Source organism: Kitasatospora sp. NPDC032757 (genome assembly GCF_055579305.1).
In genome coordinates this window covers 409787-423199 of sequence record NZ_JBVINN010000004.1, presented here as the reverse complement: position 1 = coordinate 423199, position 13413 = coordinate 409787, and the positions used below count along the sequence as shown (strand labels likewise).

Annotated in this window: 7 protein-coding genes; 4 read left to right on the top strand and 3 right to left on the bottom strand. The window is 73.1% G+C overall.

Annotation, left to right across the window (positions count from 1 at the left end; genetic code table 11):
- Positions 1 to 10 precede the first annotated feature (10 nt).
- Together ACZ5WK_RS09495 and ACZ5WK_RS09490 are read right to left on the bottom strand one after the other, a co-directional pair.
- On the bottom strand, positions 11 to 1288 hold the full coding sequence (locus ACZ5WK_RS09495; RefSeq protein ID WP_465546516.1) for a L,D-transpeptidase: 1278 nt from the start codon (positions 1286 to 1288) through the stop codon (positions 11 to 13).
- Between the two features lie 229 nt (positions 1289 to 1517).
- On the bottom strand, positions 1518 to 2780 hold the full coding sequence (locus ACZ5WK_RS09490; protein WP_465546514.1) for a L,D-transpeptidase: 1263 nt from the start codon (positions 2778 to 2780) through the stop codon (positions 1518 to 1520).
- A 302-nt stretch (positions 2781 to 3082) separates the two neighbouring features.
- Here ACZ5WK_RS09490 and glgX point away from each other — a divergent pair, with 302 nt between their 5' ends.
- From glgX to ACZ5WK_RS09470, 4 genes are all read left to right on the top strand, one after another.
- Complete coding sequence (gene glgX, locus ACZ5WK_RS09485) at positions 3083 to 5296, top strand: glycogen debranching protein GlgX (RefSeq protein ID WP_465546512.1); 2214 nt, start codon at positions 3083 to 3085, stop codon at positions 5294 to 5296.
- Between the two features lie 97 nt (positions 5297 to 5393).
- The gene (locus ACZ5WK_RS09480; protein ID WP_465546510.1) at positions 5394 to 7250 is read left to right on the top strand and encodes an ABC transporter ATP-binding protein; all 1857 of its coding nucleotides are present in this window, start codon (positions 5394 to 5396) and stop codon (positions 7248 to 7250) included.
- A complete protein-coding gene (locus ACZ5WK_RS09475; RefSeq protein ID WP_465546508.1) occupies positions 7247 to 9127 on the top strand; it encodes an ABC transporter ATP-binding protein in 1881 nt (626 codons plus the stop codon). The genes ACZ5WK_RS09480 and ACZ5WK_RS09475 overlap by 4 nt, the downstream gene beginning before the upstream one ends.
- A 118-nt stretch (positions 9128 to 9245) precedes the next feature.
- A complete protein-coding gene (locus ACZ5WK_RS09470; RefSeq protein ID WP_465546506.1) occupies positions 9246 to 10001 on the top strand; it encodes a class I SAM-dependent methyltransferase in 756 nt (251 codons plus the stop codon).
- 51 nt (positions 10002 to 10052) lie between these two features.
- Here ACZ5WK_RS09470 and glgP read toward each other — a convergent pair whose 3' ends face one another.
- Positions 10053 to 12818, bottom strand: coding sequence for an alpha-glucan family phosphorylase (gene glgP, locus ACZ5WK_RS09465; protein ID WP_465546504.1), 2766 nt, complete (start codon positions 12816 to 12818; stop codon positions 10053 to 10055).
- Positions 12819 to 13413: the final 595 nt, after the last annotated feature.

The following is a 13413-nucleotide window of genomic DNA, read 5'->3' as shown; positions in this document are numbered from 1 at the left end:
GCCGGTTCGGCTACCAGTTCGCCCAGGCGATGTTCCAGCCGCCCAGCCCGTTGTCGGGCGAGACGTTCTTCTCCTTGGTGTTCACGATGGTGACGACGTCGCCCACGATCGAGTCGTTGAAGAACTTGCCCGCCACCGAGGTGTCGCTGCCGCCCTTCACGTCCGCCATCGAGATGCAGCCGTGGCTCGCGTTGGTCTTGCCGAAGGGGCTGGCCCAGTAGTTGCCGTGCACGAAGGTGCCGGAGGTGGTCAGCCGCATGGCGTGCGGAACGTCCTGGATGTCGTACTCGCCGCCGAGACCGACGGTCTGCGAGTTCATCCGGGTGACCTTCTCCTTGGACATGATCACCATGGTGCCGCCCCAGGACGGCGTCGCGTCCGCCCCGAGGGTGACCGGCACGGTCGAGCTCTGGCCGTCCCGGACCACCGTCATCTGGTGGGTCTTGGCGTCCGCGGTGGCGACCTGCGAGCGGCCGATGGTGAACGGCTCGTCCTTGTCCACGTCACCGTAGATGCCCGGCGCGACCTCGACGTTCTTCAGCCGGTACTTGATGGTGACCTTGGTGCCGGGCTTCCAGTACTCGGCCGGGCGGAAGTCCAGCCGGCGGTTGCCGAACCAGTGGCCCTTCACCTCGGTGGCGGCGCCGTCACCGGTCTCGAAGGTGATCCCCTTGACGACCGCTTCCTTGTTCTTGACGTCCTTGTTGAACTCCACCGAGACGATCATGCCGACGCCGTAGGTGGCGTTGTCGGCGATGTTGTCGTTGGTGGAGATCTTCTTCTCGGGCGTCAGCGTGGTGAACGAGGTCGTCGACGCGGTCACCAGGCCCTCGGCGTCCTTGGCCTGCGCGTTCACCTTGTAGACCATGCCGACGGCCAGCGCGGCGCTCGGCTTCCAGCCGGTGCCGTCCGGCGTGATCGCCCCCGCGACCGGCTTGCCCTCCTTGTCGGTCACCTCGACCGTGGTGAGCTGGCCGTTGGCCACCGACACGTTCAGCCCGTTGGTCGGCGAGACGTCCTGGGCGCCGTCCTTCGGGTCGACGGTCAGCACCGCGGCCGAGGGCTTCGGCGCCGCCGAGGATTGGCCCGGCGCCGGGGCGCCGCCGGCCCCCGCCGTCGCGGCCGCGTCACCACCGCCGGTCCCACCGCCCTTGTCGTCGTTGCATGCCGCGGTGAGCAGCAGCACCCCTCCCATCGCCAGTGCCACCGCACTGCGGCGCAGGCCACGGTTGCGACGGTTGATGGTGGTGGTGCGTATTGCGGCGTCGGCCGCCAAAACCGGCTTCACGGTTTCTCCCCTCCCGGTGTCCATCCTGATGGACGCGCATCTACCCGGACGGGTTGCACCTGACCGGCGATCTTTCGCGCCGGGCTTCGGCGCGGACAGCAGGATAGCTAAGCCGAATGAGTGAATCTCGGGGGGAGGTCCGTGGACCGGAGGTGGACTCGGGGTGAAGGGAGGGGCCCGGACGGGGGCGGGGGGCGGGCGACCGGGCGGGCCGGGAGGGCCGCCGGGCTCAGGGCGTCCCGTGCGGGACGGCGCTGCCGGCCAGCCACTGGTCCCAGGGCAGGTTCCAGCCGTTCAGGCCGTTGTTCGGCGGGACGACCTCCCCCGTCGAGGCCTTCACCTCCAGCACGTCCCCCGGGATGGTGTGCTCGAACAGCCAGCCCGCCGGGGTGTCCTTGCTCGCCCCGCCCTTGGCGTCCGCCAGGCCGATGCAGCCGTGGCTGGTGTTCGCGGTGCCGAACACCTCCGGGTCGGCCCAGTAGTTGCCGTGGATGAACGTGCCGGAGTTGGTCAGCCGCATCGCGTGCGGGACGTCCTTGATGTCGTACTCGTCGCCCATCCCGACGGTCTTCGAGTTCATCCTGGTGACCTTGTACTTCTCGGAAACCACCAGCACCCCCCGGTACGTCGAGTGCTTCGGATCGCCGCCGGACACCTGCAGCGCCTTCACCACCCTGCCGCCCTGGCCGGCCCGCACGGTCAGGGTGTGGGCGTCGAGGTCCACCGTGGAGACCTGTGCCCGGCCGATCGTGAAGCGGACGTCCTTCGTCTGGGTGCCGACCTCGCCCGGCGCCCCCTGCACGTCCTTCAGCCGCAGCGCCACCGACACCCTGGTGCCCGCCGCCCAGTACTTCTGCGGACGCAGGTCGAGCCGCTGGTTGCCGAACCAGTGCGCGGCCACCTCCACGGGCGGGTCGGCGGTCACCGCGACCGCCTTCTCGACGGCCGCCCGGTCGGTGATCGGCCGGCTGAAGCGCAGCGAGACCGGCATGCCGACGCCGACCGTGGAGCCGTCCTCCGGGGTGAAGAAGGCGACGAAGGTGTGGGCGCGGGCGACGGTCGAGAAGTCCGTGTGGTGGGCCGCCTTCTGGCCCTGCCCGTCCTCGGCCACCGCATCCAGGGTGTACGCGGTGCCCTGCGCCAGCAGGCCGTCCGGCCTCCACGTCGAGCCGTCCGCGGAGATCGTCCCGGCCACCTCGGTGCCCTTGGTATCGGCCAGCCGGACCGAGACCAGCCTGCCCTGCGCCACCGTGACCCGGACCGGGCCCTCCGGCGGCACGTCCTGCGCGTCGTCCGCGGGCAGCGCGGTGACGGCCGCCCGCGAGGCGGGCGGCGGCGCCACGTGGCCCGGTCCCGCCGAGGCGGCGTGGCCCGGGCCCGGAGAGGCCGCGTCGCCGCTCTCCGGGGCGCCGCCGGAGCAACCCGTCAACACCGCCAGGCACCAGGCCAACGCCCCCGCGCGCCCTGCCCAAACCCGTCCTCGGGGCCGCATTCCGGGGCCTCCCGCCTTTTCCCGTCCGACACCCCCCACAACGAGGGTGATCCCGGCAGGACACGCCCTCACCCCCGGAATCCTCACCACACCGGCCCACCGCCCCCGCGGCGACACCCCGGGGCAAGCCCCCGTTCAGCGGGCTCCGGCGCCCCGCTCCCCCGCCCGCCGCACCGCGCCGGGGGCGGCCCCGTACCACCCCCGGGCCGTAAGCCTCCGTTCAGCGGGCTTCCGGGTCGTGGGATCAGGGAAAGAGAAGGTGAACGGGGTCCGGGACACCCCGGTTCAGGGAGGGTACGGCCATGGCGTCAGGGCAGGAGCTGGAAGCCGGAGTGCGGCCGCGCGGCGGGCCGACCGCCGAGCCGCCGTGGCCCGGCAGCTGGCAGCCGCTCGGCGCCCGCTTCCGGACGGACGCCCAGGGGCGGCAGGGCACCAACTTCGCGCTCTGGGCGGCCGGCGCCGAGGCCGTCGACCTCTGCCTCTTCGACGAGGACGGCCTGGAGAGCAGACACCGCCTCACCGAGCAGGACTTCCAGACCTGGCACGGCTTCCTGCCCGGGGTCCGCCCCGGCACCCGGTACGGCTTCCGCGTGCACGGCCGCTGGGACCCGTGGACAGGCGCCCGCTGGAACCCGGCGAAGCTCCTGCTCGACCCGTACGCCCGCGCCGTCGACGGCTGTTACACCTCGCACGACGCGGTCTGCGCCGCCGTCCGCAACTGGCCCGAGGCGGACGTCGCCGACACCGTCCGGGACAACCGCGACTCGTCCCGGTACGTGCCCAGATCGGTGGTCGTCCACGACGACGACGACTGGTACGACGACCACCGCCCCAAGACCCCCTGGGCCGAGACCGTCCTCTACGAGCTGCACGTGCGCGGCTTCACCATGCGTCACCCGGAGATCCCGCCGCACCTGCGCGGCACCTACGCCGGTCTCGCCCACCCCGCCGCGATCGCCCACCTCACCGCCCTCGGCGTCACCGCCGTCGAGCTGCTGCCCGTCCACCAGCACGCCAGCGAGGACCACCTCCAGGCGCGCGGGCTGGTCAACTACTGGGGCTACAACACGATCGGCTTCTTCGCCCCGCACGCCGGCTACTCCTCCTCGGGTGGCCGCGGCGGCCAGGTCGGCGAGTTCAAGCGGATGGTGCGCGCGCTGCACGCCGCCGGGATCGAGGTGATCCTCGACGTGGTCTACAACCACACCGCGGAGGCCGCCGAGCTCGGCCCTTCCCTCTCCTTCCGCGGCATCGACAACGCCGGCTACTACCGCCTCCCGCTGAACCGCCCGCGCGGCTACGCCGACTACACCGGCTGCGGCAACACCCTGGACACCCGCCGGCCGCACGTCGTGCGGCTGGTCACCGACTCGCTGCGGTACTGGGTGACGGAGATGGGCGTGGACGGCTTCCGCTTCGACCTCGCGGCCGCCCTCGCCCGCGGCAACGACGGCGTCGACATGGACCACCCGTTCCTCGCCGCCGTCTCGCAGGACCCGGTCCTCAGCCGGGTGAAGCTGATCGCCGAGCCGTGGGACGTCGGCGCGGGCGGCTACCAGGTGGGCGGCTTCCCGCCGCTGTGGGCCGAGTGGAACGACAAGTACCGCGACACCGTCCGGGACTTCTGGCGCGGGGCCCGCCCGGACGTGCGCGAGCTGGGCTACCGGCTCTCCGGCTCCTCGGACCTCTACCAGCGCGGCGGCCGGCGCCCGTACGCCTCGGTCAACTTCGTCACCGCGCACGACGGTTTCACCCTGCGCGACCTCGTCTCCTACAACCGCAAGCACAACGAGGCCAACGGTGAGGCCAACCGGGACGGCACCGACGACAACCGCTCGTGGAACCACGGCGCCGAGGGCGAGAGCGCCGACCCGGCCGTCAACGCCCTGCGCCTGCGCCAACTCCGCAACCTGATGGCCACGCTGCTGCTCTCCACCGGTGTGCCGATGATCACCGCCGGGGACGAGTTCGGCCGCACCCAGGGTGGCAACAACAACGCCTACTGCCAGGACAGCGAGGTCAGTTGGCTCGACTGGTCGCTGCTGGACGACCCGCGCTGGGCCGGGCTGCGCGACCTCACCGCCCGTCTGGTCCGGCTCCGCCGCGCCCACCCCGTCCTGCGCCAGCGGGCGTTCTTCTCCGGCCGGGCCGCCGTCCCCGGCGGCCAGCCCGACCTGGCCTGGTTCACCTCGCGCGGCAAGGAGATGACCGAGGCCGACTGGTTCGGCCCGACGGCCTGCCTCGGCATGCTGCTCTCCGGCGCCGCGATGTCCGAACGCGACCAGTACGGCAACCCGTTGCGCGACGACAGCTTCCTGCTGCTGCTCAACGCCGGCCCCGACGCCGTCCCCTTCACCCTCCCCGGCGAGCCCTGGGCCGCGCCCGATGCCCAGTACGCGACCGTCCTCGACACCGCCGCCGACGAGACCGGCAACGGCACCCACAGCCACCACCCGCAGGAGGCCGTCACCCTGCCCGGGCGCTCGCTGCGGCTGCTGCGCACGCCCGCCGCCTGACACCCGGCGGATCATCCCCGCGCGGGTGGCCGGTTCTCGCCGACAGGTGCGAAAAACCGGATGAGAAATGACGGGTGCCCGGCCTACCCTCACGGCGATGGCCGAGAACCAGACCCCCGCCCCCGCGCCCGCCCGCCGGTCGACCGTCCGCTCGCTGCTGCGCCTGTGGCCGTACGCCCGTGTGATCCGCTGGCGGCTGGCCGCCTCGGTCGGCTCCGCCCTGCTCGCCTCGATCAGCCTGCTGGCCGTCCCGACCGTGCTCGGCCGGATCGTCGACGGGCCGATCGCCGACCACGACCTCGACGCGCTCTGGCCGCTGATCGCCCTGCTGCTGGCGCTCGGCCTCTTCGAGGCAGGCCTGTTCTACGCCCGACGGGTGATTCTGGCCAGACCGCTCGCCGGGGTGGAGACCGCGATGCGCGGGGACCTCTTCGCCCGTCTCCAGCGGCTGCCGGTCTCCTTCCACGACCGCTGGGGCTCCGGCCAGCTGCTCTCCCGGGCCACCGCCGACATGTTCACCATGCGGCTGTTCCTGACGTTCCCGCTGGTCTTCCTGATCGTGAACTCGGCGACCTTCCTGGCCGGCACCGCGCTGATGTTCACCCAGGACTGGCGGCTCGCCCTGATCGTGCTGCTGCCCGCCGGGCCGCTGATGGTGCTCACCCGGCGGTTCGAGACCGGCTACTCGGGCGCCGCCCGCCGCGCGCAGGACCAGAACGGCGACCTCGCCACCGTGATCGAGGAGTCCGTCCTCGGCATCCGCATCCTCAAGGCCTTCGGCCGCCACCGCTCGATGGCCGAGCGCTTCCACGGCCAGGCGCACCAGCTGCGCCGCACCGAGCTGCGCAAGGCCGGCCTGCTGGCCAACCTCTGGGCGGTCATCGTCGGGCTGCCCGAGCTGGCGCTCGGCTGCGCGCTCGCGGCTGGCTGCTACCTGGTCGCGCACGACGAGCTGAGCACCGGCACCCTGGTCGCCTTCCTCTCCACCGCGCTCTCGCTGCGCTGGCCGGTGGAGTCGCTCGGCTGGCTGCTCGCGTACGCCAACGAGGCCGCCACCGCCACCGACCGCTTCTTCGAGGTACTGGACGAGAAGGTGCCGGACGACGCGGCACCGGCCGACGGGACACCGGTCGGCGCGACTCCGGCCGACGGGACACCGGCCGGGAAGGCACCGGCCGCGCCCGGCGGCACCGCCGACGGCATCCGCCTCACCGGCGTCCGTTTCCGCTACCCGGACGCCCCGCCCGACACCCCCGAGCTGCTCCGCGGCATCGACCTGCACATCCGCAGCGGCGAGACGATGGCACTGGTCGGCGCCACCGGCAGCGGCAAGACCACGCTCACCGCCCTGCTCCCCCGCCTGTACGAGGCCACCGGCGGCACCATCACCCTGGACGGGCAGGACATCCGCGAGCTGTCCCGGGAGCGGCTGCGCGAGCTGGTCGCCGTCGCCTTCGAGGAGCCCACCCTCTTCTCCGCCACCGTCCGGGAGAACGTCCTGATGGGCGCGCCCGACGCCGACGCCGGGCAGCTGACCGCCGCACTCGCCACCGCCCAGGCCGGCTTCGTCGAGAAGCTGCCCGACGGCGTGGAGACGGAGGTCGGCGAGCAGGGGCTGAGCCTCTCCGGCGGCCAGCGCCAGCGCCTCGCCCTGGCCCGCGCGGTGGTCGGCGACCCGGCCTTCCTCGTGCTGGACGACCCGCTCTCCGCGCTGGACGTGCACACCGAGGCGCTGGTCGAACAGGCGCTGCGGCAGGTGCTCGGCTCGACCACCGCGCTGGTGGTGGCCCACCGGCCGAGCACCGTGCTGCTCGCCGACCGGGTCGCCGTACTGGCGGACGGCCGGATCGAGGCAGTCGGCACCCACCAGGAACTGCTGCGCGGCTCGGCGCGCTACCGCGAACTGATGTCGGGCGAGGCCGCCCTCGTACCGGAGGGGAGCCCCGCCCGATGACCACCACGATCGAGCCCACCGAGAAGGCCGCCACGAAGGCCGCCGAGAAGGCCGCCGCCAAGGCGTCGGCCGAGGCCGTGGCGGAGCTCCCGCCCCCGCCGGCCGACGAGGAGGACATCCCCGTCCCGCCGGGCGCACCCCGCGCGCTGCTGCGCTCGCTGCTCGGCCCGCACCGGCCGCGGATCGTCATCGCCATGGTGGTGATCCTGGTCCAGCAGGCGGCCCTGCAGTCCGGCCCGCTGCTGGTGGCGATCGCGATGGACCGGGGCATCCCGGCGCTGCGCGACCACGACGCCGGCCCGCTGATCGCGGTGATCGCCGCCTATCTCTCCTTCGCACTGCTGAGCACCCTGCTGCAGTGGGCGTTCATCAAGATCAGCGCCCGGATCAACCAGGACATCCTGCTGGAGCTGCGTGGCCGGATCTTCCGCCACGCCCAGCGCCTCAGCCTGGACTTCCACGAGCGCTACACCTCGGGCCGGATCATCTCCCGCGCCACCAGCGACGTGGACGCGCTGCGCGAGCTGCTCTCCGAGGGCCTCCAGGAGCTGCTGACGGTCTTCCTCTCGCTCTGTTACATCTCGGTGCTGCTCCTGGTGATGGACTGGCGGCTCGGCCTGGTCTCCCTGGGCTCCTTCGTGCCGCTCTTCCTGATCGCCCGCTCGTTCCGGCGCCGCTCGCGCCGGGTCTACCGCCGCTCGCGCACCGCGGCCGCCTCGCTGATCGTGCGGTTCACCGAGACGATGAACGGCATCCGCCCGGTGCAGGCGTTCCGCCGCGAGCGGGCCAACGACGCCGCGTTCGGCGTGGTGAACCGGCAGGCGGCCACCGCCACCGCCGACGGCCTGCTGGAGATCGCCCGGTACGTCGGCCTCTCCCGCACCACCGCCAACGTCTGGACCACCGGCGTCGTCCTGCTCGGCGCCTTCCTGGTCACCGACGGCACGGTGGAGCTGGGCGTGCTCACCGGCTTCGTGCTCTACCTGCGCCGGCTGTACGACCCGATCGACCAGCTGGCGATGTTCCTGAACAGCTACCAGTCGGCGGCCGCCGCCCTGGAGAAGATCGCCGGCCTGCTCGCCCACGAGCCGACCGTCGCCGAGCCGGCCGAGCCGAAGGAGCTGCCGAAGTCCCGCACCAAGGGGCGCGAGGTGCACTTCGAGAAGGCCCGGTTCGGCTACCGCACGGGCAAGGAGGTGCTGCCCGCCTTCGACCTGGTGCTGCCGGCCGGGCAGACGGTGGCGGTGGTCGGCGCGACCGGCGCGGGCAAGTCGACCGTCGCCAAGCTGCTGGCCCGCTTCTACGACCCGACCGGCGGGCGGATCTCCCTGGACGGAGTGGACCTGCGCGACCTCGCCACGCCCGAGCTGCGCCGCGGGGTGGTGATGGTGACCCAGGAGTCCTTCCTGTTCTCCGGCACCGTCGCCGAGAACATCGCGATCGGCCGGCCCGGCGCGGGCCGCGAGGAGGTCGAGCAGGCCGCCCGGGAGATCGGCGCGTACGACTTCATCGCCGCGCTGCCGGAGGGGTTCGACACCGACGTACGCAAGCGCGGCGGCCGGATCTCGGCCGGCCAGCGCCAGCTGGTCGCCTTCGCCCGCGCCCTCCTGGCGGACCCGGCGGTACTGATCCTGGACGAGGCGACCAGCTCGCTCGACGTGCCGGGCGAGCAGGCCGTCCAGCGGGCGATGCGGACGGTGCTGGCCGGCCGGACGGCGGTGATCATCGCCCACCGGCTCTCCACCGTGGAGATCGCCGACCGGGTGCTGGTGATGGACCAGGGCCGGATCGTCGAGGACGGCACCCCGGAGGAGCTGATCGCGGGCGCCGGCCGGTTCGCCGAACTGCACCAGGCCTGGCGCGACAGCCTGGTCTGACCACCTCGCTCGCCCGTAATAGCCTCTAGGCCCTTTCATCCATTACCGAAAGGGCCTAGAGTCGTTGCCGTGCCTCACGGCGCATGCCCAGCCCGGGCCCAGGAGCGAGGGAGCGGACATGACCGACCGGAACCACTGGCAGAACTGGCAGCGCAGCTGGGACCGCCAGCAGGAGTGGTACCTGCCCGACCGCGAGGAGCGGTTCCGCGTGATGCTCGACGTGGTCGAGGCCGTCACCGGCCCCGCACCGCGCGTCCTCGACCTGGCCTGCGGCACCGGCAGCATCACCGAGCGGCTGCTCGCCCGGCTGCCCCGCGCCACCAGCGTCGGCGTCGACCAGGACCCGGCCCTGATGGCCATCGCCCGCGGCCTCTTCGCCGGCGAGCCCCGGTTCACCCTGGTCACCGCCGACCTCAAGGACCCGCACTGGGCCGACCGGCTCCCCGACGGCCGGTTCGACGCCGTGGTGACCGCCACCGCCCTGCACTGGCTGCCCCCGGCCGACCTCACCCGGCTCTACCGGGACCTCGCCGGGCTGGTCCGCCCCGGCGGCGTCCTCCTCAACGCCGACCACGCCCCCGAGGAGGAGTCGATCCCGCTGCTCACCGCCGCGGACGAGGCCTTCCAGCAGCGCCGCCAGGCCCGCGAGAAGGCCGAGGGCGTCCTCGACTGGGCCGAGTGGTGGGCCGCGGCCGAGGCCGACCCGCTCCTCGCCGAGCACGTCGCCGCCCGCAAGGCGATCTACGGCTCGCACGCCGACGGTGCGTCGCACCCGGCCGGCTGGCACACCGCCCGGCTGGTCGAGGCCGGGTTCCGCGAGGCCGGAGTGGCCTGGCGCTCCGTCACCGACGCCCTGGTCGCCGCCGTCCGCTGAGCACGCGGGTGGGGAGGGCCGACCGACGGCCCTCCCCACCTCGGCGGGCGCTCAGCGCAGCAGCCCCGCGTCCATCCCCGCCGACTCCGCCGGCAGGGCGACCAGGCCCAGCTCGGCCGGTGAGGCCAGCCGCGGATGGGCCGGCAGCACCCGGACGGTGTACCCGAACGGGCCCGTCCGGCAGAGCTCCAGCGAGCCCTCGTAGCGGGTGTGCCCGTCGAGGTCCGGCCCGCCGACCGGCTTCAGGGCGAGCAGGCAGGCCTCCGAGATGCCGTCCGACTCGTTCACCCGCCCGGAGACCGCCTGCACCTCGACATCGCCGGGCTCCAGCGTGCCGAGCGCGACCTGCACCCGCAGCGCCAGCGAGCTGCCCAGCTCCTGCGCCTCGTCCGGGCAGTCCGCCTCGACGTGCTCGACCCGCACGGCCGGCCAGGCCTCCCGCACCCGGGCCTTCCAGACGGCGAGCTCCCGCGCCCCGGCGTAGGGACCCGTCACCGGCCCACTCGCCTCCGGGCGCTCGGACCCGACGCCGACGCCCCCCTCGGCCGGGGACGGACCCGGCACCACCGCCGCCAGCTCCCGCTGGGCCTGCGCGGCCGGCGTGTACAGCCGCTCGACGTACTCGCGGACCATCCGCCCGGCCAGCACCTTGGGCCCGAGGGTGACCAGGGTGTGCCGGACCATGGCGATCCAGCGGTGCGGCAGCCCGTCCGCGCCCCGGTCGTAGAACCGGGCGGCCACCTGGTGCTCGATCAGGTCGTACAGCGCGGCGGACTCGATGTCGTCCCGCCGCTCGGCCTCACTGCTCTCCGGGTCGAGGACGCCGCCGGTCTCGTCGGCGGTGGGGATCGCCCAGCCGTTCTGGCCGTCGTACCACTCGTCCCACCAGCCGTCCAGGACGGACAGGTTGAGGCAGCCGTTGAGCGCGGCCTTCATCCCCGAGGTGCCACAGGCCTCCAGCGGGCGCAGCGGGTTGTTCAGCCAGACGTCGCAGCCCGGGTAGAGGTGCCGGGCCATCGCCATGTCGTAGTCCGGCAGGAAGACGATCCGGTGCCGGACGGCCGGGTCGTCGGCGAAGGCGACCATCTGCTGGATCAGCCGCTTGCCGCCGTCGTCGGCCGGGTGGGCCTTGCCGGCGACCACGATCTGAACCGGCCGGGTGGGGTGCAGCAGCAGGGAGCGGAGCCGCTCCTGGTCGCGCAGCATCAGGGTGAGCCGCTTGTAGGAGGGCACCCGGCGGGCGAAGCCGATGGTCAGCACGTCCTGGTCGAGCACCGAGGAGACCCAGGCGAGCTCGGCCTCGCCGGCGCCGCGCTGGTGCCAGGACGCGCGCAGCCGGCGGCGGGCCTCGTCCACCAGCTGGGCCCGCAGGGTGCGGCGCAGCTCCCAGATCTCGGTGTTGCCGATCCGCTCCAGCCCCGTCCACCGCTTGGCGTCGCCGGTGGTCATGGCGGACTCGGCGCGGTCGGCGCCGATCTCCGCGGCGCCGAGCCGGACGACCGCCGGGTCGATCCAGGTGGCGGCGTGGACGCCGTTGGTGACGGAGGTGATCGGCACGTCGGCGGAGTCGAAGCCCGGCCAGAGGCCGTTGAACATCGACCGGCTGACCTCGCCGTGGAGGGTGGAGACGCCGTTGGCGCGCTGGGCGAGCCGCAGGCCCATGGCGGCCATGTTGAACAGCTTCGGGTCCCCGCCGCGCCAGGTCTCGGCGCCGAGCGCGAGCACCTGCTCGGCGGGGACGCCGGGCAGCGCGGCGTCCCCGCCGAAGTGCCGGGCGACCAAGTCCCGGTCGAAGCGGTCGATGCCGGCCGGGACGGGGGTGTGGGTGGTGAACAGGGTGCCGGCCCGGACGGCCTCCAGGGCGGCGGCGAAGTCGAGGCCGGGGCCGGCCGCGCCGTCGGCGATCAGCTCGCGGATCCGCTCGACGCCGAGGAAGCCGGCGTGGCCCTCGTTGGTGTGGAAGACCTCGGGGGCGGGGTGCCCGGTGAGCCGGCAGTAGGCGCGCACCGCGCGGACGCCGCCGATGCCGAGCAGCATCTCCTGGAGCAGCCGGTGCTCGCTGCCGCCGCCGTAGAGCCGGTCGGTGACGTCGCGCTCGGCGGGTGAGTTGGCCTCGATGTCGGAGTCGAGCAGCAGCAGGGGGACGCGCCCGACCTGGGCCTTCCAGACGTGTGCGGCCAGGGTCCGGCCGCCGGGCAGCGCGAGGTCGACCCGGCAGGGCGTGCCGTCACCCTCCCGGAGCAGGGTGACGGCCAGTTCGTCCGGGTCGAGGAGCGGGTAGCGCTCCTGCTGCCAGCCGTCCCGGTTGAGGGACTGCCGGAAGTAGCCGTGCCGGTAGAACAGCCCGACGCCGATGAGCGGCACCCCGAGGTCGCTGGCGGCCTTCAGGTGGTCGCCGGCCAGGATGCCGAGCCCGCCGGAGTACTGGGGCAGCGCCGCGGCGATGCCGTACTCGGGCGAGAAGTAGGCGATGGCGGTCGGCTGCGGGGCACCGGCGGCCTCCTGGTCGAGGCCGTGCCGGTCCGCCTGGTACCAGCGCGGACCGGACAGGTACTCCCGCAGGTCGTCGGCGAGGTCGCCGAGCATGCGCAGGAACCGCCGGTCGGTGGCGAGCGCGGCGAGCCGGGCGGCCGGGACCTCCCCCAGCAGGCGCACCGGGTCCTCACCGGTCGCGGCCCAGACCTCCGGGTCCACGGACCGGAAGAGGTCCCTGGTCTCGGGGTGCCAGGACCAGCGCAGGTTGAGGGCCAGCTCGTGCAACGGCTGGAGTTGTTCGGGCAGGACGGTGCGGACGGTGAATCTGCGGATTGCCTTCACGGCGTGAAGCGTAGCCCCGGCCGCTGTCATGATGGTGCGTCAAGTGGGCTATTGGGCCTCCGTTCGGCCTATTGGTGAGATCGCATTCGGCGCATTGGGCTGCACGGGGGGCGCGCGAGGCGCACTTTCCGGGGGAACGCGCTACCAATACGTGAACATCGCGGAACAGCTCCATTTCCAGCCGTGGCTCCGCCCCCACAAAGACTCGAAACTGCTGTCGTACCGCTGCGAAAGTCTTGTCCCCGGTGCGACTATGAACCAAGGTCGTTGATGCTGTGGGGAGTGCGGCGACGGGCGGCGCCCCCCTTGAAGCAGCATGTCCGAATCCTTTTCGCGTTGATCGTTCCTCAACCTCCTTAGCCCATTCGGCGCTCACGGCGCACCGATGCGTGTCTTCGAACTCGGCCTGCTCGTTCACGGGTGGGTTGGGTCGCCCAGGGGTGTGCCCCGAGAGGCGTGCGCCGGGACGCGCGCGGGCTCTCGGGCTCCCCGTCTCGGGCTTGGCGGGCGCGGGGCAGGTTGCCGGGGACGGCGGCGCGGGCAGGCTTCCGGTCGCACGGCCTCCCCACCCAGCAGTCCTCCCGGTACTCCCCCC

Bases quoted from the DNA above. Each gene is read 5' to 3' on its own strand.
- ACZ5WK_RS09490 (WP_465546514.1), bottom strand. From the start codon at position 2,780: ATGCGGCCCCGAGGACGGGTTTGGGCAGGGCGCGCGGGGGCGTTGGCC.
- glgX (WP_465546512.1), top strand. From the start codon at position 3,083: ATGGCGTCAGGGCAGGAGCTGGAAGCCGGAGTGCGGCCGCGCGGCGGG.
- ACZ5WK_RS09480 (WP_465546510.1), top strand. From the start codon at position 5,394: ATGGCCGAGAACCAGACCCCCGCCCCCGCGCCCGCCCGCCGGTCGACC.
- ACZ5WK_RS09475 (WP_465546508.1), top strand. From the start codon at position 7,247: ATGACCACCACGATCGAGCCCACCGAGAAGGCCGCCACGAAGGCCGCC.
- ACZ5WK_RS09470 (WP_465546506.1), top strand. From the start codon at position 9,246: ATGACCGACCGGAACCACTGGCAGAACTGGCAGCGCAGCTGGGACCGC.